At 40.6% G+C, this 20,387-nt stretch carries 23 protein-coding genes; all 23 read left to right on the top strand.

Annotated elements, in window-relative coordinates; translation table 11 throughout:
• Window positions 1-66 precede the first annotated feature (66 nt).
• The 23 genes from rpsP (at window position 67) to fliF (ending at window position 20,379) form a co-directional block, all read left to right on the top strand.
• Window positions 67-339 carry a 30S ribosomal protein S16 gene (gene rpsP, locus MKY83_RS08225; protein ID WP_003212139.1) on the top strand — a complete coding sequence of 91 codons (273 nt, stop codon included), beginning with the start codon at window positions 67-69 and terminating at the stop codon, window positions 337-339.
• A complete protein-coding gene (locus MKY83_RS08230) occupies window positions 339-584 on the top strand; it encodes a KH domain-containing protein (protein WP_106049298.1) in 246 nt (81 codons plus the stop codon). Before rpsP ends, MKY83_RS08230 begins: the two co-directional genes overlap by 1 nt.
• Window positions 585-687: 103 nt before the next feature.
• The gene (locus tag MKY83_RS08235; protein WP_003211186.1) at window positions 688-1,074 is read left to right on the top strand and encodes a YlqD family protein; all 387 of its coding nucleotides are present in this window, start codon (window positions 688-690) and stop codon (window positions 1,072-1,074) included.
• An 8-nt stretch (window positions 1,075-1,082) separates the two neighbouring features.
• Entirely contained in the window at window positions 1,083-1,607 is a 525-nt protein-coding gene (gene rimM, locus MKY83_RS08240) for a ribosome maturation factor RimM (RefSeq protein WP_185107240.1), read from the top strand.
• Entirely contained in the window at window positions 1,604-2,338 is a 735-nt protein-coding gene (gene trmD, locus MKY83_RS08245; RefSeq protein ID WP_058014004.1) for a tRNA (guanosine(37)-N1)-methyltransferase TrmD, read from the top strand. The genes rimM and trmD overlap by 4 nt, the downstream gene beginning before the upstream one ends.
• Window positions 2,339-2,475: 137 nt before the next feature.
• A complete protein-coding gene (gene rplS / locus MKY83_RS08250) occupies window positions 2,476-2,823 on the top strand; it encodes a 50S ribosomal protein L19 (RefSeq protein ID WP_003212364.1) in 348 nt (115 codons plus the stop codon).
• 88 nt (window positions 2,824-2,911) lie between these two features.
• Window positions 2,912-3,760: a ribosome biogenesis GTPase YlqF gene (gene ylqF / locus MKY83_RS08255; RefSeq protein ID WP_065097268.1), complete on the top strand. Its 849-nt coding sequence runs from the start codon at window positions 2,912-2,914 to the stop codon at window positions 3,758-3,760.
• A 76-nt stretch (window positions 3,761-3,836) separates the two neighbouring features.
• A complete protein-coding gene (locus tag MKY83_RS08260) occupies window positions 3,837-4,601 on the top strand; it encodes a ribonuclease HII (protein ID WP_113767662.1) in 765 nt (254 codons plus the stop codon).
• Between the two features lie 27 nt (window positions 4,602-4,628).
• Window positions 4,629-6,365 (top strand): glycosyltransferase, encoded by a 1,737-nt coding sequence (locus tag MKY83_RS08265; protein ID WP_185107244.1) that lies wholly within the window; start codon window positions 4,629-4,631, stop codon window positions 6,363-6,365.
• Entirely contained in the window at window positions 6,362-6,637 is a 276-nt protein-coding gene (locus tag MKY83_RS08270; protein ID WP_065097270.1) for a FlhB-like flagellar biosynthesis protein, read from the top strand. Before MKY83_RS08265 ends, MKY83_RS08270 begins: the two co-directional genes overlap by 4 nt.
• A gap of 176 nt (window positions 6,638-6,813) precedes the next feature.
• Entirely contained in the window at window positions 6,814-7,974 is a 1,161-nt protein-coding gene (gene sucC, locus MKY83_RS08275; RefSeq protein ID WP_012009945.1) for an ADP-forming succinate--CoA ligase subunit beta, read from the top strand.
• Window positions 7,975-7,996: 22 nt separating this feature from the next.
• Entirely contained in the window at window positions 7,997-8,899 is a 903-nt protein-coding gene (gene sucD / locus MKY83_RS08280) for a succinate--CoA ligase subunit alpha (RefSeq protein ID WP_003212080.1), read from the top strand.
• Window positions 8,900-8,962: 63 nt separating this feature from the next.
• The gene (dprA, locus tag MKY83_RS08285; protein ID WP_065097271.1) at window positions 8,963-9,865 is read left to right on the top strand and encodes a DNA-processing protein DprA; all 903 of its coding nucleotides are present in this window, start codon (window positions 8,963-8,965) and stop codon (window positions 9,863-9,865) included.
• 193 nt (window positions 9,866-10,058) lie between these two features.
• The gene (gene topA / locus MKY83_RS08290; RefSeq protein WP_044141928.1) at window positions 10,059-12,134 is read left to right on the top strand and encodes a type I DNA topoisomerase; all 2,076 of its coding nucleotides are present in this window, start codon (window positions 10,059-10,061) and stop codon (window positions 12,132-12,134) included.
• 70 nt (window positions 12,135-12,204) lie between these two features.
• On the top strand, window positions 12,205-13,509 hold the full coding sequence (trmFO, locus tag MKY83_RS08295; RefSeq protein WP_003212444.1) for an FADH(2)-oxidizing methylenetetrahydrofolate--tRNA-(uracil(54)-C(5))-methyltransferase TrmFO: 1,305 nt from the start codon (window positions 12,205-12,207) through the stop codon (window positions 13,507-13,509).
• 62 nt (window positions 13,510-13,571) lie between these two features.
• A complete protein-coding gene (gene xerC, locus MKY83_RS08300; RefSeq protein WP_106067464.1) occupies window positions 13,572-14,489 on the top strand; it encodes a tyrosine recombinase XerC in 918 nt (305 codons plus the stop codon).
• A gap of 14 nt (window positions 14,490-14,503) precedes the next feature.
• Window positions 14,504-15,049: an ATP-dependent protease subunit HslV gene (hslV, locus tag MKY83_RS08305; RefSeq protein WP_003211247.1), complete on the top strand. Its 546-nt coding sequence runs from the start codon at window positions 14,504-14,506 to the stop codon at window positions 15,047-15,049.
• Window positions 15,050-15,065: 16 nt separating this feature from the next.
• Complete coding sequence (gene hslU, locus MKY83_RS08310; protein WP_106067465.1) at window positions 15,066-16,466, top strand: HslU--HslV peptidase ATPase subunit; 1,401 nt, start codon at window positions 15,066-15,068, stop codon at window positions 16,464-16,466.
• Between the two features lie 34 nt (window positions 16,467-16,500).
• Window positions 16,501-17,280, top strand: a complete 780-nt coding sequence (codY, locus tag MKY83_RS08315) for a GTP-sensing pleiotropic transcriptional regulator CodY (RefSeq protein ID WP_003210838.1) — start codon at window positions 16,501-16,503, stop codon at window positions 17,278-17,280.
• 286 nt (window positions 17,281-17,566) lie between these two features.
• Window positions 17,567-17,956, top strand: coding sequence for a flagellar basal body rod protein FlgB (flgB, locus tag MKY83_RS08320; protein ID WP_342488499.1), 390 nt, complete (start codon window positions 17,567-17,569; stop codon window positions 17,954-17,956).
• Complete coding sequence (gene flgC, locus MKY83_RS08325) at window positions 17,956-18,408, top strand: flagellar basal body rod protein FlgC (RefSeq protein ID WP_012009953.1); 453 nt, start codon at window positions 17,956-17,958, stop codon at window positions 18,406-18,408. Before flgB ends, flgC begins: the two co-directional genes overlap by 1 nt.
• Window positions 18,409-18,419: 11 nt before the next feature.
• On the top strand, window positions 18,420-18,737 hold the full coding sequence (fliE, locus tag MKY83_RS08330; RefSeq protein ID WP_065097275.1) for a flagellar hook-basal body complex protein FliE: 318 nt from the start codon (window positions 18,420-18,422) through the stop codon (window positions 18,735-18,737).
• A 49-nt stretch (window positions 18,738-18,786) separates the two neighbouring features.
• Window positions 18,787-20,379 (top strand): flagellar basal-body MS-ring/collar protein FliF, encoded by a 1,593-nt coding sequence (fliF, locus tag MKY83_RS08335; protein WP_065097276.1) that lies wholly within the window; start codon window positions 18,787-18,789, stop codon window positions 20,377-20,379.
• Window positions 20,380-20,387: the final 8 nt, after the last annotated feature.

A 20,387-nucleotide genomic window follows, 5' to 3' on the forward strand; every position in this document is an offset into this window, starting at 1 on the left:
TTTACAAACCCTTTTATCATTGTTAATATACTATCTTGTTGAAATATTTTCGGAGGTGCTAGTAAAATGGCAGTAAAAATTCGTTTAAAACGTATGGGATCAAAAAGATCTCCTTTCTATCGTATTGTAGTAGCAGATTCTCGTTCACCACGTGACGGTCGTTTCATCGAAACAGTTGGAACATACAATCCAGTGTTATCACCAGCTGAGGTGAAAATCAACGAAGAATTAGCTCTTAAATGGCTTCAAAATGGTGCGAAACCATCTGATACAGTTCGCAACCTTTTCTCAAGCCAAGGAATTCTTGAAAAATTTCATAATGCGAAAAACAGCAAATAATGAATGAGCTGTCCTTGGAAGAATTGATTGTATCCATCGTCGAGCCACTTGTTGATTTCCCTGAAGATATTCACGTATCTTCATTAAAAAAAGATGAGCAAGTGATTTACACACTGTCTGTCAATGCTGAAGATACCGGAAAGGTGATCGGAAAGCAGGGACGTACAGCAAAAGCGATACGAACAGTCATGTTTGCAGCAAGTGCAGAGTCTTCTAAGAAAGTTCAACTTGAGATTGCTGACTAAAAAGGGAGAGGGCTTAGGACCTCCCCTTTTTTTACACGTTTAAATCTATTTTTCGTTATAATGTAGAGGACAAATGCCTTCGGATAGGGGGACAAAAAGGAAGATGCAGATCATTCAACATGTCACCGTCATGCAAGTATTAACTGAAAGCAGTAAGGACAAACTGTTAACGACTTTTTTGGAGAAAAAAGAAAGACTAGAACGTGAATGCAATCAACTATATTTTCAACTGAAAAAACATGAAAAAGAACCACATCAGCAAGAAGCCATCCCTCAATTTCAAAAAGCCATCGATAAACGGCAGGAGAAAATCCAGCAAATTGACTTTCAAGTAGAGCAGCTGCATATTTTACCGCTTGGAAGTGAAATGAAAGAGACAGAAGTGGATGCGCTGGTTGAAGTGAACATAGGTGATAAATGGGATGACAAGATGCAAGACAATGTCATCGTCGTGAAAGACGGCACCATTGTGGAAATACGTCAGGGGTGATTGAGAACATGGAACAAGAATGGTTGAATGTTGGAAAGATTGTCAATACACACGGAGTGCGCGGAGAAGTACGCGTCGTGTCAAAGACAGATTTCCCAGAAGAACGTTACAAAAAAGGAAGCGTCCTCTATATTTTTAAGCAAGGTCAAGGGGAGCCGCTAAAAGTCACTGTCGCATCACACCGACAGCACAAACAGTTTGATTTGCTCACATTTGAAGAAATTAGCTCATTAAATGAAGCAGAGCTATTGAAAGAATCAATCTTAAAAGTAGAAAAAGAACATCTCGGCTCTTTAGATGAAGGAGAGTTTTATTTCCACCAAATCATTGGCTGTGAAGTATACGATGAAGAGGATCAGCTTGTCGGCCAAATCAAAGAGATTTTAACACCAGGGGCAAATGATGTCTGGGTGGTCGGAAGAAAAGGCAAAAAAGATGCCCTGATTCCTTATATCCCATCTGTCGTCAAAAAGATCAATATCGCATCCAAAACCATACACATTGAAGTGATGGAAGGACTCATTGACGAATGAAAATCGACTTCTTAACACTTTTTCCTGAAATGTTCGAAGGTGTGCTCCACTCATCGATCTTAAAAAAGGCACAGGAGAAAGAAGCTGTCTCATTCAATGTTGTCAATTTTAGAGAGTATTCGGATCATAAGCATAAAACAGTAGATGACTATCCGTATGGCGGCGGTGCTGGTATGGTACTGAAAGCACAGCCCGTATTCGATGCGGTAGAAGATTTGACGAAGAAAGCAAGCAAGAAGCCCCGAATCATTCTTGTCTGTCCTCAAGGAGAAAGATATACACAAAAGAAGGCAGAGGAACTTGCAAAAGAAGAACACCTTATGTTCATTTGCGGCCATTATGAAGGCTACGATGAGCGCATCAGGGAGCATCTTGTCACAGATGAAATCTCAATCGGAGATTTCGTTCTCACAGGCGGAGAGCTGCCAGCGATGATGATTGCAGACAGTGTGGTCAGGCTTTTGCCTCATGTGCTTGGAAAAGAAGCGTCTCACATTGAAGATTCATTTAGTACAGGTTTGCTAGAGCATCCTCACTACACAAGGCCAGCCGATTATAAAGGACTAAAAGTGCCGGATGTGCTCCTCTCTGGAAATCATGCCAAAATAGAAGAGTGGCGGCGCAAAGAATCCTTGAAGCGAACTTATACAAGAAGGCCAGATTTGATCGATTCTTGCAAAACGTTAACAGAAGAAGAAAAAAGATGGCTTTGGCAGCTTCATAATGACTAGATTGTATTGCACACTGCATAGAGGTATGGTATGATACTACTTGTGACTTGGACGGCTTGCCGATTCAAGTTTGAAAACGATGTTCCGCTGCAATGAAGAAAGAGGACATGAGCATCTGTTGGAAGGAGTTGAAAACGATGCAACATTTGATTGAAGAAATCACAAAAGAACAATTACGCACTGATCTTCCTGCGTTCCGTCCTGGTGACACTTTACGTGTACACGTTAAAGTTGTCGAGGGTACTCGTGAGCGTATCCAGATCTTTGAAGGTGTTGTAATTAAGCGTCGTGGTGGTGGAATCAGCGAAACTTTCACAGTTCGTAAGATTTCTTACGGTGTAGGCGTTGAGCGTACATTCCCTGTACACACACCAAAAATCGCTAACATCGAAGTTGTACGTCACGGTAAGGTACGTCGTGCGAAACTTTACTACCTACGTGAACTTCGCGGTAAAGCGGCTCGTATCAAAGAAATCAGACGATAATGATATCAAAGGAAAGAGCTTGTTACCTGTAACAGGCTCTTTTTTTGTACGATGTATAGAGATAATCGATAGAAGAGAAGGTGCACATATGACGATTCAATGGTTTCCAGGCCATATGGCAAAAGCAAGACGTGAAGTCACAGAAAAATTAAAGCTCATCGACATCGTATTTGAATTAACTGATGCTAGAATTCCGATGTCCTCTAGAAACCCAATGATCGAAGAAATCCTTCAGAACAAACCCAAAATCATGCTATTAAACAAAGCAGATAAAGCGGATCCTCGTGTGACAAAAGAGTGGCAGACGCACTTTGAGCAGCAAGGCGTTCGGTCACTTGCTATTAACTCTGTCGATGGACAAGGGTTAAATCAGATCATCACAACTTCAAAAGAAATCTTAAAAGAAAAATTCGACCGCATGAAAGCAAAAGGTGTTAAACCACGTGCAATCCGGGCGCTGATTATCGGGATTCCCAACGTCGGGAAATCGACCTTAATCAATCGTTTAGCGAAAAAGAACATTGCCAAAACAGGAGACCGTCCTGGTATTACCACCTCACAGCAATGGGTGAAGGTAGGGAAAGAATTGGAACTGCTCGATACACCTGGAATCCTCTGGCCGAAGTTTGAAGATGAGAAAGTAGGACTCAGGCTAGCGGTAACTGGAGCGATCAAAGATTCTATCATCAACTTACAGGATGTCGCTGTATATGGACTTCGCTTTCTAGAAGAAAACTATCCAGAGCGATTAAAAAAACGCTATGACCTAACGGAGATCCCTGAAGATACGGCTGAGCTGTTTGATGCAATAGGTACAAAGCGCGGCTGTCTCATGAGCGGTGGATTTATTAATTACGACAAAACCACCGAAATCATTATTCGGGATATTCGAACAGAAAAATTTGGTCCCCTCACTTTTGAGAAGCCTGAAAGCTAAAAGACACGCAGCTCATGCGGGTCTTTATTTTTTGCGGAAAACTGCCGATATAAAGAAGGAGGCTGACGAAAAGCTGATGTACACAGTGAAACAAATAAAAGAACTGATAGAAAAGCATTCGCAAGACGAGTCATACATTCATGAGCTTGTAAAAGATGATAAGAGAAAAAGTGTCCAAAAACTGATAGAGAAGTGGCACAAAGAGAGAGAAAAGCAGCAGCAACTTCATGTAGCATGGAATGAGATGCTGCAATTTGAAAACAATGCTAAGGCGCAGGGATACACATGTATTGCTGGAATAGATGAAGCAGGAAGAGGACCGCTGGCAGGCCCCGTTGTAGCAGCAGCTGTCATATTAAAGGAAGATACAGTCCTGCTTGGTTTAAACGACTCAAAGCAATTATCTGAGAAAAAAAGATTGGCATATTATGACCTGATCCAAAAAGAAGCACTTGATATCAGTATCGGCATTGTTGATGCGGCTACGATTGATGAAATCAATATTTACGAGGCATCAAGACTGGCGATGGTGAGAGCGGTGGAGCAGTTAACTCATACACCTGATTATCTACTCATAGATGCCATGACGCTCCCACTTCCTATTCACCAGGAGAATATCATCAAAGGAGATGCAAAAAGTGCATCCATCGCAGCAGGTGCATGTATTGCAAAGGTGACAAGAGATCAGATGATGGAAGAATACGGGCGTAAGTACCCTGAGTATCAATTTGAAAAACATAAAGGGTACGGAACAAAAGAGCATTTGGCTGCCATTCAAACACATGGAGCTGCCCCAATCCATCGATTATCGTTTGCACCAGTGAAATCCGTTATATCATAAATTTTTGACCTAAGGAGGCTGCCTGTGATGACAAGAGTTGAGGACATACATACAGCACTGAATAGCCGGTTAAGTGCGGCAGAATCTATTCCATTAAACACCGAAGGAAAGGAAAATGTGCATCGGCTGATTCTCGGTAAAGTACTGAAAATGCTTGGAGATGATACAGCCCTTGTTCAAATAGGCTCAACAAAAATAAAAGCACAGCTAGCGGCTCAGCTTAAAGCAGACGCATTTTATTGGTTCCAATTTGAACAAGAGGGTGGAGACAGCCTCAATAAACTAAGGCCAGTCCAGCAATTTGACCAAGATCCTAAGACATTAAAGGATGCAGCTGCCAAACTATTAGAAGGTCTCTCTCTGAAAAACGGACTTGAAAACATTCTAACAGCCACAGCTTTTTTAAAAGAAAAATCCGTTATCAACGAAACAGAGTTAAAAACGGCAGTGAAGTGGATCGAACAGCTTCAAGGAGCTGATGTGAAAAAAGGTCTCCAGGCACTTCTATTTGCTTTAAAGAAAGACTTGCCGATCCAGGAAGGAGTGCTTCAATCAATTTTAGCTGTGAAATCATCCTCTGCTCTTCATCAGGATATGACAGCGCTGCTAGAACGCTTAACACAGCTCCCGAAGAACTCAGACGCCACACAGGCGCTTACACAAGCCGTTCGATCAGTTATAGATGCTGAGACGTCTGTCCATGCAGAAAAGCTCTTATCGGTCCTTCTAGCAGCGAGAGAAGGGTCTGCGAAGCAAGGAGGAAGTCTATCTGTAACGCCTCAGCCCAATCTGTCTCAACCAAAAGAAAATAGCCAAACTCCAATCGCTCAAGAGCGTCAGACGACACAAGTTCTTCAATCTAACGTGCAGCAATCAACAAGCCCAAAAGAGCTGCAAATCCCGCTTCATCAAATTGAGCGGATACTTACAAGTTTGATAAAACAAGGTGCAGATGGGCAGCAAGAGCCTAGCTTAAAACAGCTCACGTCATTGCTACAAGGGCTTCAGCAGGCAGGATCTCAGCCGGATGCAAGAGCATCTGTGCTCCAAAAAGAATTTCCGTTCCTGTCAAAAACAGAGGCGAAAGCATTGGCTCAGGTGGTACAGCAGACGGAACCCGCATTAAGCAATAAAACCGATGTGCTCGATTTACTCATGACGATGAAAAAGGCAATCGGTGTACGTGATGAAATCGGTATGCTGAAACTACTCGAAAAAGGCAGCCAGGATGTAAAAAGTCAGGAACTTCACCAATTAAAGCTCGTCTTAAATGATGTGAGACAGTCTGATTTACCAGAGCCTGTAAAAAAAGAAGTCGATCAATTGTTTCATAGATTGAACGGGCAGTTATTTGTGCAGCAGGAGAATCAAACCATCAGCCAAATGATGGTCTCTTATCCGCTCTTTTCAAAACATAGTGTTCAAGATTTAACCTTTATTCTAAAAGGACATAAGAAAAAAGATGGCTCTATTGATATTTCTCAGTGTCGTCTTATGTTTTACTTAAACATGGAAAACCTCGAAGAAACATTAATCGACTGTACGATTCAGCAAAAGGTCATGTCAATTACAGTTGAAACCGGTCATGAACTTCAAGGAACCATTAATCCAATGATTCCAGCAGTTCGGGAGAATTTAAATGCCTTAGGATACAGCCTTACGGGAATTACAGCAAAGAAGAGACAAGAGCCAGTAGATCCGTCTCACTTTCTAGATGAACACTTTCATAAAATCAGCGAGAAAGGGCTGGACTTACGAGTATGAAGGATTCAAAACCGCTTAGAAGGGCGGTCGCTCTACATTATGATGAAGAAAAACAAAAAGCGCCAAAAGTCGTCGCAATAGGTAGCGGCTATGTGGCAGATCATATTATTGAAGAAGCAAAAAAGTCGGGAGTTCCTATCCAAGAAGACCGTAATTTAGTCGAACTCATGCGCCACTTAACACTGGATGAGGAGATCCCTGAAGCGTTATACGATACTGTAGCAGAAATATTTTCGTTTATCTATAGGTTAGATCAAAAAATGAAAAAATAAGGTAAAATAAGTGATTTGGATGAAAAATTTATATTTTTAATAAAATAAAAGTTTGAATGTTTAGAAGGATTTTACGATTTTACATAGAACCCTAGACATTCTCTTTTTTATTCTTTAAAATGAAAGCGCAGTCTATTTTATATTTTTTGTTTCTACATATGTTGGGAGGATGGGAAATGAATATCCATGAGTACCAAGGAAAAGAAATCCTAAGAAAATATGGGGTTTCAGTTCCAAATGGTAAAGTAGCATTTACACCTGATGAAGCAGTCAAAGCATCAGAAGAGCTAGAAAGCTCTGTATATGTCGTAAAAGCACAGATTCATGCAGGCGGCCGTGGCAAAGCAGGCGGGGTAAAAATTGCAAAAACAAAAGATGAAGTGAAAGGTTTTGCAGAGGAATTGCTCGGCAAAACACTTGTCACACATCAAACTGGGCCTGAGGGGCGCGAAATAAAACGCTTACTTATTGAAGAAGGCTGCGATATTCAAAAAGAGTACTACGTTGGGCTTGTTTTGGACAGAGCGACATCAAGAATTGTATTGATGGCTTCTGAAGAAGGCGGTACTGAAATTGAAGAAGTAGCAGAAAAAACGCCAGAAAAAATCGTCAAAGTGGTCATCGACCCAGCGATTGGATTGCAAGGCTATCAGGCGAGAGAAGTAGCGTTTAAAATTAATATTCCAACAAAATTAGTTGGCCAAGCTGTTAAGTTTATGACAAGTCTTTACAATGCGTTTATTGAAAAAGATTGTTCAATTGCTGAGATTAATCCACTTGTTGTAACAGGCGATGGAAAAGTCATGGCACTTGATGCAAAATTAAACTTTGATAGCAATGCCTTATATAGACAAAAAGATATATTAGAATACCGTGACCTTGATGAAGAGGATCCAAAAGAAATTGAAGCATCTAAATATGATCTAAGCTACATTTCTCTAGATGGAAATATTGGCTGTATGGTCAATGGTGCAGGTCTTGCGATGTCTACAATGGATATCATCAAGCATTACGGCGGGGACCCTGCAAACTTCCTGGATGTTGGCGGCGGTGCAACAGCTGAAAAAGTAACGGAAGCATTTAAAATCATCTTATCTGATCAAAATGTAAAAGGGATTTTCGTGAACATTTTTGGCGGCATCATGAAATGTGATGTCATTGCAGAAGGTGTCGTTGAAGCGACAAAACAAGTCGGCTTAACATTACCACTCGTTGTACGTCTTGAAGGAACAAACGTTGAATTAGGGAAGAAAATCCTGAGCGATTCAGGCTTAAATATCACTTCTGCTGAGTCTATGGCTGACGGGGCAGAAAAGATTGTATCTTTAGTCAAGTAGAGCAGAAAGGCAGGGAACCTAAATGAGTGTATTTATTAATAAAAATACGAGAGTAATTGTTCAGGGGATTACCGGTTCAACCGCATTGTTCCATACAAAACAAATGATTGAGTACGGAACAAATATTGTTGGCGGTGTCACACCTGGAAAAGGTGGAACTGAAGTAGAAGGAGTTCCTGTATTTAATACAGTATCTGAAGCTGTTCAAACAACTGGAGCAAATGCTTCTGTTATCTATGTACCAGCACCATTTGCAGCAGATGCCATTTTAGAGGCTGTTGATGCAGAAGTCGATCTAGTCATTTGTATTACAGAACATATTCCAGTACTTGACATGGTCAAAGTAAAACGGTATATGGAAGGGAAAAAGACAAGACTTGTTGGCCCTAACTGCCCAGGTGTCATTACACCTGAAGAATGTAAGATTGGGATTATGCCAGGCTACATTCATAAAAAAGGTCATGTGGGGGTTGTTTCTCGTTCCGGAACGCTTACATATGAAGCGGTACATCAGCTTTCAGAAGCTGGCGTTGGTCAATCGACAGCTGTAGGAATCGGCGGAGACCCTGTAAATGGGACGAACTTTATTGATGTATTAAAAGCCTTCAATGAAGACCCTGATACGCATGCTGTCATTATGATCGGAGAAATCGGCGGTACGGCTGAAGAAGAAGCAGCTGAATGGGTAAAAGCAAATATGACCAAACCAGTTGTTGGCTTTATTGGCGGTAAAACGGCGCCTCCAGGAAAACGCATGGGACATGCTGGTGCCATTATTTCCGGTGGTAAAGGGACAGCTGATGAAAAAGTAAAAACAATGCGTGAATGTGGAATTGAAGTGGCAGAGACTCCATCTGTCATGGGAGAAACCTTAATTAAAGTGTTAAAAGAGAAGAATCTCTTCGAAGCTTGTAAAACGCATTAATGACACAAGAAGACTTGTTCTTTGACAAGTCTTCTTCTTTCTATCTTAAACAGGAGGAATGGTATGTACAACGTGTCCGAAAGAATGATTTTTCACCGCTTAAAAGGCCTCATCTCACCCTCTTTGTTAACAAAATGGTGGAAAGTCGATCCTAAGCTATATATAAATGAAGAAACACATCATTTCAAACAGGATCGATCATTACAAACAATCGACTTTACCCGCTTAAAACAAGCCGAAGAAAAGGAATTCCCCATTTTTCAACACATCGTTCAAGCCTATTTAAAGCAAAACATTCACATGATTCCCATCACATCACCCTTATATCCCAGCACACTAAAACATATTTATGATCCTCCCCCTGTGTTATTCCTAAAAGGAAACGTGTCATATTTAAATGAAGAAAAAAGTTTAGGTGTAGTAGGCACGCGTGTTCCATCGTCTTATGGAGAAGCATGTGTGAAGAAAATTGTTGGTGAACTTGTTAAGGAAGATTGGATGATTGTCAGTGGCTTAGCAAAAGGCATTGATGGACTTGCACATAAAGAGTGCATTAGGAATAAAGGGAAAACGATCGGTATTATAGCAGGCGGATTTCAGCATTTATACCCAAAGGAACATGTGCAAATGGCTGAATACATGGGCGAGCATCATTTGCTTTTATCCGAGCATCCGCCTTATGTCAAACCAGAAAAGTGGCATTTCCCTTTGAGGAATCGTTTAATTAGTGCGCTGACAAGTGGGACCATCGTGATTCAGTGCAAAGAAAAGAGCGGTTCACTCATTACCGCGTATCAAGCACTTGAGCAAGGCAAAGAGGTATTTGCGGTTGCAGGATCAATCTTTGATCCTAATTCCACAGGTCCAGCCAGACTTATACAGCAGGGAGCAAAGCTTGTTCATTCAACGAAGGATATTTTAGAGGAATTCTCCTTCCGCAGTGTTCAATATACTGAACTCTTATAAAAATATCGTTTGACAAAAGACATAGGAATATTTAATAATAGTGAGGATTTAAGTTTACACTTTGTTTTTCGTGTTTATAATGATGTTCATCATAAAGAATTTTTCATGATTGCCTGTTAAATAGGTGCAATTAACATAAATATGAATTGTGAAATGTATAAAGAGAGAACACCTCTTAAGGGGGATTTTGAGTATGGCTGATTATTTAGTCATCGTTGAGTCGCCAGCCAAGGCGAAAACGATTGAGCGTTATTTAGGTAAAAAGTATAAAGTAAAGGCTTCAATGGGGCACATAAGAGATTTACCGAAAAGTCAGCTTGGTGTTGACACTGAGCATGACTTCGAACCGAGGTATATTACGATTCGCGGGAAAGGCCCCGTATTAAAAGAATTAAAAACAGCTGCGAAAAAAGCAAAGAAAGTCTATCTCGCAGCTGACCCTGATAGAGAGGGAGAAGCGATTGCTTGGCATTTAGCGCATAGCCTTGACCTTGACCTCTCTTCTGACTGCCGCGTTGTCTTTAACGAGATTACAAAAGATGCTATTAAAGATTCCTTTAAGCATCCACGTATGATCAATATGGATTTAGTTGATGCACAGCAGGCAAGACGGATCTTAGATCGTCTCGTTGGGTATAAAATCAGTCCGATTTTATGGAAGAAAGTGAAAAAAGGCTTAAGTGCCGGTCGTGTTCAATCAGTTGCACTCCGCCTGATCATTGATCGCGAGAATGAAATTAATGAATTTAAACCAGAAGAATACTGGACAATTGACGGTACATTCCTAAAAGGAAAAGAAAGCTTCGAAGCGAGCTTCTTTGGCGTCAATGGCAAAAAGCATCCACTGAAAACAAAAGAAGATGTAAAAGAAATCCTTTCGAAACTAAAAGGGAGCAAATTCTCTGTAGAGAAAGTGACGAAAAAAGAGCGTAAACGCAACCCAGCTGTTCCGTTTACAACATCTACTTTACAGCAGGAGGCTGCGAGAAAATTAAACTTCCGTGCGAAAAAGACGATGATGATTGCACAGCAATTATATGAAGGAATTGATCTTGGTAAAGAAGGTACAGTCGGACTCATTACATACATGAGAACAGACTCAACACGTATTTCCAATACGGCGATTGAAGAAGTATCTGCTTTCATTGATCAGACGTATGGTAAGAATTTCTTAAATACAACAAAACGAACTGCTAAAAAGAATGAAAATGCACAAGATGCTCACGAAGCCATCAGGCCGACTTCTACGCTAAGAAAACCAGCAGATGTCAAACATGTCTTAAGCCGAGATCAGCTTCGTCTGTATAAATTGATTTGGGAACGATTCGTCGCAAGCCAAATGGCTTCGGCTGTTCTTGATACAATGAGTGTGGACCTTGATAATAACGGGCTTACATTCCGTGCTAACGGAAGCAAAGTGAAATTCCCTGGATTCATGAAAGTATATGTAGAAGGGAAAGACGACCAGCTAGAAGAAAAGGACAAAATGCTGCCTGATCTTAAAGAAGGTGATACGGTTCTTTCAAAAGATATCGAACCTGAACAGCACTTCACGCAGCCGCCTCCGCGCTACACTGAGGCAAGACTTGTCAAAACGCTTGAAGAGCTAGGTATAGGCCGTCCGTCTACGTATGCACCAACATTAGATACGATTCAAAAGCGCGGCTATGTCGCACTTGATAATAAACGGTTTATCCCAACAGAGCTTGGGGGAATTGTTCTCAACTTAATCATTGAATTCTTCCCTGAGATCATTAACGTGGAATTCACAGCGAAAATGGAAAAAGAACTTGATAGCGTTGAAGAAGGTACGATCGAATGGGTTCGCATTATCGACAGCTTCTATCAAGACTTTGCAAAACGGGTCGAAAAAGCGGAAGCAGAAATGCAAGAAGTTGAGATTGAGCCTGAATACGCCGGAGTTGACTGTGAAGAGTGTGGACATCCGATGGTGTACAAAATGGGTCGATACGGTAAGTTCATGGCTTGCTCTAACTTTCCTGACTGCCGTAACACAAAACCAATTGTCAAAGATATTGGTGTGAAATGCCCGACATGTCATGAAGGAAACATTGTTGAACGAAAATCTAAGAAGCGCCGCATTTTTTATGGCTGTGATCGTTTTCCAGAGTGTGAATTCGTCTCTTGGGACAAACCGATTGAAAGAAAGTGTCCAAAATGCGAAAATATGCTTGTAGAGAAAAAGCTGAAAAAAGGCATGCAAGTTCAATGTGTGAACTGTGATTATAAAGAGGAACAACAAAAATAGCGGTGAGCAACCTTGTTCACCTGCTTTTTTATGTCATCAAACAGAACTTACGAAATAGGAGAGTTGTACAATGAGTCAATTTGTAAATGTGATCGGAGCAGGTTTAGCTGGAAGTGAAGCGGCATGGCAAATTGCTAAACGCGGAATTAAAGTCAACTTGTATGAAATGAGACCTGTCAAACAAACGCCAGCTCACCACACAGATAAATTTGCAGAGCTTGTATGCAGCAATTCACTGCGTGCCAACGCTTTGACAAATGCGGTCGGTGTATTAAAGGAAGAAATGCGTCATTTAGATTCAGCGATTATCGCAGCTGCAGATGAAAGCTCAGTTCCTGCTGGCGGAGCGCTTGCAGTAGATCGTCATGAATTTGCAGCAAACGTTACTGATCGCGTAAAAAATCATCCGAATGTGACAGTTTTTCAAGAAGAAGTGCAAAGCATTCCAGAAGGTCCAACAATTATTGCGACAGGCCCGCTTACATCTGAAGCACTTTCAAAAGAATTAAAATCGTTAACTGGTGAAGAATATCTGTACTTCTACGATGCAGCGGCACCTATCCTAGAGAAAGATAGCATTGATATGGATAAGGTGTACTTGAAATCACGTTATGACAAAGGAGAAGCTGCTTATTTAAACTGTCCAATGACAGAAGAAGAATTCGATCGTTTTTACGACGCGCTTATTTCTGCTGAAACTGTGCCATTAAAAGAGTTCGAAAAAGAAATCTTCTTTGAGGGCTGTATGCCAATTGAAGTCATGGCGAAAAGAGGAAAGAAAACGATGTTGTTTGGTCCGATGAAGCCAGTAGGACTTGAAGATCCGAAAACAGGAAAAAGACCTTATGCTGTTGTTCAATTAAGACAAGATGATGCAGCAGGTACTTTATATAACATCGTCGGCTTCCAGACACATCTGAAGTGGGGCGACCAAAAGGAAGTATTCCGCTTGATTCCAGGTCTTGAAGAAGCAGAGATTGTTCGTTATGGCGTGATGCATCGCAATACATTCATTAACTCACCAAGTCTTTTAAAACCAACGTATCAGTTTAAAAATAGAGAAGATCTATTCTTTGCCGGACAAATGACAGGCGTTGAAGGCTATGTCGAGTCTGCAGCTTCCGGACTAGTGGCTGGAATTAATGCCGCTCGTTTTGTCAAAGGAGAAGAGCTTGTGACACTTCCGGAGGAAACAGCGATCGGCAGCATGGCTTATTACATCACATCGACAAACAAGAAAAGCTTCCAGCCAATGAATGCGAATTTTGGTTTGTTGAAAGATCTTGGTGTTCGCATTAAAAACAAACAAGAGCGTTATGCGGAGTACGCTAAGCGCGCAATCGAAACTATTCAAACTATTTCGAAATCTCTGTAGTAAATCATTGCACGGAAAGCAAGATATGTGATACCATTTAAAAGCCTTAAAGAGGTGTAAAAATGATGAATAAACAGCGTCTTGTCCACTTATTCATTGAATATCTGCAAATTGAAAAAAACTATTCTGCTTTAACCATCTCAGGATATACAGAAGCGATTGAAGAGTTTGTCAGATTTATGAACGTTCAAGGAATAGACGGTTTTGAAGAGGTATCCTATCAAGATACGAGAATTTATTTAACAGAAGCTTATGAAAAAGGCCTGACAAGAAGAACGATTAGTAAGAAAGTCTCTGCGCTTCGCAGCTTTTATAAATTTCTATTAAGAGAACAGCTTGTGAAAGAAAATCCTTTTTTACTCGTTAGCTTACCAAAGCAGGATAAGCGAATTCCTTCATTTTTGTATGAAGAGGAACTGAAAGAGCTTTTTATAGTTTCTGATGTCAGCACACCGCTTGGGCAAAGAAACCAAGCCATTTTAGAACTTCTTTATGCAACAGGTATGAGGGTCAGTGAGTTATGTTCATTAAAAGAATCTGATCTTGATTTATCGATGGATACAGTGCTTGTTCATGGGAAAGGCAACAAGCAGCGGTATGTTCCTTTTGGTTCATATGCTCATGAAGCGCTCATCACTTATTTAGAGGATGGAAGGCTAAAGCTGAAAGCGAAGGGGAATGATCGTGCTGATGCATATGTATTTTTGAATCAGCGCGGGGCGCCTCTTACAGACAGAGGCGTTCGATTCATTCTCACTGAACTAATGAAAAAGGCGTCAGGCACATTACATATCCATCCTCACATGTTAAGGCACACCTTTGCCACACACCTCTTAAATGAGGGGGCAGATTTGAGAAGTGTTCAAGAACTTCTTGGTCATTCGAATTTATCATCAACTCAGGTGTACACGCATGTATCAAAAGATTCTTTAAGGAAAACGTACATGTCTCATCACCCAAGGGCTTTTAAACGATCCTAAAAGGAGGTTTTTTCATGTCATCATTTCATGCAACAACCATCTTTGCCGTTCAACATAAAGGAAAAAGTGCGATGGCTGGAGACGGTCAAGTCACTTTCGGGCAGGCTGTCGTGATGAAACACACGGCAAAAAAAGTGCGCCGTCTTTTCGGAGGCAAGGTGCTTGCAGGTTTTGCAGGTTCAGTAGCAGATGCATTTACACTGTTTGAAAAGTTTGAAACGAAGCTTGAAGAATATGGTGGTAACTTAAAGCGAGCAGCCGTAGAACTAGCAAAAGAATGGCGTAGTGACAAGATGCTTAGGCAGCTTGAGGCTATGCTGATCGTTATGAACAAAGACAGCATCCTGCTTGTCTCTGGGACAGGAGAGGTCATCGAACCAGATGACGGTATTTTGGCCATCGGCTCAGGCGGCAATTATGCGCTTAGCGCCGGGAGAGCACTCAAAACACATGCAGGTGATCACCTCACAGCAAGAGATATTGCAAAGGCAGCTCTTGAAACCGCTGGAGAAATCTGTGTCTACACGAACGATCAAATCACTTTAGAAGAGCTTGAATAGAAAGGACATGAGACGTATGGAGAAAAAGCCGTTCACCCCAAGAGAGATAGTTGAAAAGCTTGATCAATACATTATTGGTCAGCTTGATGCGAAAAAAGCAGTGGCGGTGGCTTTAAGAAACCGTTACAGAAGAAGCCTTTTACATGATAAGCTAAAGGATGAAGTCGTTCCGAAAAACATTTTAATGATCGGCCCAACAGGCGTGGGGAAAACAGAGATTGCCCGCAGAATTGCAAAAATTTCTGGTGCGCCTTTTATTAAAGTGGAAGCGACGAAGTTTACTGAAGTTGGTTACGTTGGCCGTGATGTAGAATCGATGGTCAGAGATCTAGTTGAGACAGCGATCAGAATTGTCAAAGAAGAAAAGATGAAAAACGTTCAAGAAGAAGCAGAAAAACAAGCAAATAAACGTCTTGTTCATTTGCTTGTTCCTGGCAAGAAAAAAAGCCAGTCAGTGAAAAATCCTTTTGAGATGCTGTTTGGTGGTTCTGATGAAGATGACCGTGATCGAGATCAATCAAGTGAAGAAGTTGAACTTGAATCGACAAGAAAGCGAATCGCTCATCAGTTGGCTATGGGCGAACTTGAAGATCATTACGTCACGATCGAAGTAGAAGAGCAGCAGCCATCCATGTTTGATATGCTTCAGGGCTCGGGTATGGAGCAAATGGGCATGAACATGCAGGATGCGCTCGGCAATCTCATGCCTAAAAAGAAAAAACGCAGAAAGCTGACCGTCAGAGAAGCAAGAAAGGCGTTAACAGCTGAGGAAGCTTCAAAACTGATTGACATGGATGAAGTCAGTCAAGAAGCTGTCTATAAAGCAGAGCAGCAAGGGATTATTTTTATCGACGAAATCGACAAAATTGCCAAAAGCGGTGGTGCATCATCTGCAGATGTTTCTCGTGAAGGGGTTCAACGTGATATTTTACCGATTGTAGAAGGTTCAACTGTGATGACGAAATATGGGGCAGTGAAAACAGACCATGTGCTTTTTGTAGCAGCAGGTGCATTTCATATGGCAAAACCATCAGATTTGATTCCAGAGCTTCAAGGGCGCTTCCCAATTCGTGTAGAATTAGATAAATTAAGTATCGAAGACTTTGTGAAAATCTTAACGGAACCAGATAACGCATTATTAAAGCAATATAAAGCTTTACTTGAAACAGAAGGTATATCTCTTGAATTTTCTGACGATGCTATTCATAAGATTGCCGAAGTGGCTTATCATGTCAATCAGGAGACAGATAACATCGGTGCAAGAAGGCTTCATACTATACTTGAAAAGCTGCTTGAAGAGCTTTCATTTGAGGCGCCTGATATTACACTAGGGACAGTGACCATTACCCCTCAGTATGTAGAAGAGAAGCTAGGAAAGATTGCAAATAACAAAGACTTAAGTCAATTTATACTTTAACAAATGAATAAAGTAATCTAGGAGGATCATTAATATGGCGTTACTACAAAAAACAAGGATTATTAACTCAATGCTGCAAGATGCAGCGGGGAAACCGGTTAATTTTAAGGAAATGGCAGAAACTTTGAGAGATGTCATTGATTCAAACATTTTCGTATTAAGCAGAAGAGGGAAGCTTCTAGGCTACTCGATCAACCAGCAGATTGAAAATCCGCGTATGAAGAAAATGCTTGAAGACCGTCAGTTCCCTGAAGAATATACAAAGAGTCTATTTAACATCCCTGAAACATCTTCAAATCTTGACATTAACAGTGAGTATACAGCTTTCCCGATTGAGAACCGTGATTTATTTGAATCAGGTTTGACAACCATTGTTCCAATTATCGGAGGAGGAGATCGTTTAGGAACGTTAATCCTGTCTCGTTTGCAAGATACATTCAAAGATGATGATTTAATTCTTGCTGAATACGGTGCAACAGTTGTTGGAATGGAGATCCTTCGTGAGAAATCAGAGGAAATCGAAGAAGAAGCAAGAAGTAAAGCTGTTGTCCAAATGGCGATTAGTTCTCTTTCATATAGTGAGCTTGAAGCCATTGAGCACATCTTTGAAGAACTTGATGGCAACGAAGGGCTTCTAGTGGCAAGTAAAATTGCTGACCGTGTAGGAATCACTCGTTCAGTGATCGTGAACGCCTTACGTAAGTTAGAAAGTGCAGGCGTCATCGAATCTCGTTCTCTTGGAATGAAGGGAACGTATATCAAAGTGTTAAACAACAAATTTTTAATTGAACTTGAAAATTTAAAATCTCATTAATCAAAACCCCTTTTCAGCAGAAATACAAGCTGAAAAGGGGTTTTTTTTATAAAAAAAGAGGATTTGTCCGAAAAATGACACTCTTTTTTCCAAGAAAACCCTTACAATTCTTAGTTCTTTGAATCTAGGTCTTTATACCTATTCGTAAAATAGATATATATTACGAGTTTTTTTTACATATACATCATAGACTTTAATCCTATTATTTCTTACAATGAACATATGGTTTTACAAATCTCGACATGATTAAATGGAATGAAATACATATGATTGGAGGTATATGGTTTTGGATATATTTTCTGGAACGATAAGCAACCTTGAGAATGCCTTGGGCAGAGCGAATGTTAAGCAAAAAGTCATAAGCAATAATATCGCGAATACAGACACACCGAACTACAAGTCGAAAAACGTCGCATTTCATGATATGCTAAACGATGCGTCGATCAAGTTAGATGCTAAAAAAACATACCAAGGTCACATTGATTTTTCTAAAACAGGGTCTAATTATTCAGTTGTTTCGAGCAACCGTACTTCATATCAAGAAAACGGAAATAATGTCGATATTGATCAAGAGATGAGTGAACTCGCTAAAAACCAAATTCAGTATAATGCGTTGGTTGAAAGAATGAGTGGAAAATTCAATTCTCTTAAAACAGTTTTGACAGGAGGTAAGTGATGTCAATTTTTTCAGGCGTTAACGCTTCGGCCTCTGCATTAACAGCACAGAGGCTCAGAATGGACGTTGTATCCTCTAACCTTGCAAACATGGATACAACAAGAGCGAAACAGGTTGATGGCAACTGGGAGCCTTATAGACGTAAGCTCGTCACATTACAGCCGTCAGGTGAATCGTTTTCATCTATATTAAACTCAAGCATGAATTCGAGCGGTAAATTAGGAAACGGCGTGAAAGCAACGAAGATTACAGAAGACGAAACTCCATTCAACCTTCAATATGATCCTACAAATCCCGATGCCAATGAAAATGGATATGTTCAAACACCTAATGTTGATCCATTAAAGGAAATGGTTGACCTCATCAGCAGCTCAAGGTCATATGAAGCAAACGTGACCGCGCTAAATGCGAATAAAAGCATGTTGATGAAAGCTTTAGAAATAGGAAAGTAAGGTGAAAAGAATTGGTTAACGCAATATCTCCTTTCCAGCTTCAAGCTGCTCAGCAAGCAAGTGAATTGACAAATGCATCGTCCGTTCATGCGGCTGCACCTAAAAGTCAAACGAATTTCTCTGATGTGCTGAAGAATTCCATTGAGGCATTAAATCAATCACAGCTGAAATCAGACCAGTATACAAATGCACTTGCACAAGGAAAAAATGTCAATCTCGATGAAGTCATGATTGCCTCGCAAAAAGCGAGTGTGACACTCACAGCTGCAACGGAGTTTCGAAATAAAGCAGTCGAAGCATACCAAGAGATTATGAGAATGCAGATGTAGGAGGTGCTGACGGACAAAAAAAGACTGAATGGAATGACCGGGGGTTAAGATGAATCGTACTTTAATGCAATTAAGAACAAAGACAGTTGAGTTTTGGCGAAATCGATCAAAATTACAAAAAATACTTATGATTGGCGGCGTTGCTGCCCTAGCAATCATTATTACGGTTGTTAGCATCTTTGCTTCTTCTGAAAAAATGGTTCCATTGTTTAGAGATTTGTCTGAGGCAGAAGCTGGGCAAATCAAACAGGAACTGGATGGCAAAAACGTTAAATCGGAACTTGCGAATAATGGAACAACGATTCTCGTTCCAGAAAAGCAGGCCGACACTTTAAAAGTAACGCTCGCATCTGAGGGTCTCCCTAAGACAGGGAATATTGATTACTCCTTCTTTGCGAACAATTCCGGCTTCGGTTTAACAGATAATGAATTTGATGTTCTGAAAGTAGACGCAACTCAGACAGAACTATCCAATCTAATCAATACGATTGATGGGATTAAAGATTCAAAAGTTATGATTAACCTGCCAAAAGATTCCGTTTTTGTTGGAGAAGAGCAAAGTAATGCATCAGCATCCATTGTGCTGCAAGTTGAACGTGGCTACACGCTCTCGCCGCAGCAAGTAAAAGGCCTTTATCATCTTATTTCAAAAAGTGTGCCGAATTTAAAGACAGAAAACATTGTCATTATGGACCAAGATTCCAACTACTACGACTTAAACAGCAGTTCCGATTCCTATGCAAGTGGAATGGATGCACAGCAGCAGAAAAAAGAAGAAATTGAAAAGAACCTTCAAAGAAAAATTCAACAGCTGCTCGGAACAATGATGGGTCAAGAAAAAGTGGCTGTATCGGTCACAACAGACATTGATTTTACTGAAGAGAAAAGAAAAGAAGATCTTGTAGAACCAGTTGATAAAGAAAACATGCAAGGCATCGCTGTCAGTGCTGAAAAGATTGCTGAAACTTATTCAGGAAATGGTGCAGCAGCTGGTGGAACCGCTGGAACAGGCGACGATGATGTCACAAACTATCAAGGCGCCGATGGAGCGAATGGTAGCGGAGATTACGAAAAGAGCGAAGATCGTATCAACTATGAAGTCAACCGCATTCATAAAGATATCAAAGAGAGCCCTTATAAAATTAGAGATGTTGGCATTCAAGCATTGGTCGAACCACCAACTGCAAACGATGTGAACTCTTTAACAGCTGAAAGGCAAGATGATATTAAAAAGATTCTTTCAACGATCATTAGCACGTCAATTGATAAAGAATACACAAATGGTCAAGCGCTCACTCAAGTGGACTTAGATAACAAAATTGTTTTATCTGTATCAAAATTAGACGGTAAACAGCAAACTGCAGCAGAAAACCCATCAAACAATATTCCAATTTGGGTTTATATTGTAGGCGGTGTGCTACTACTTGCAATTATCGCTCTTATTATTCTTCTTGTGCGTAAACGCAGAAAAGAAGAGGAAGAAGAGTTTGAGTTTGATGAACATACACCAATCCATGTTCCTGATATCGACACTGAACCAGAAACAGAAGAAATGGTGAGGAAAAATCAGCTTGAAAAAATGGCAAAAGATAAACCAGAAGACTTTGCTAAATTGCTACGCAGCTGGCTGTCCGAGGATTAGGAGGAATA

This window comes from Bacillus sp. FSL M8-0266 (assembly GCF_038613425.1).
Lineage (GTDB): Bacteria > Bacillota > Bacilli > Bacillales > Bacillaceae > Bacillus > Bacillus pumilus.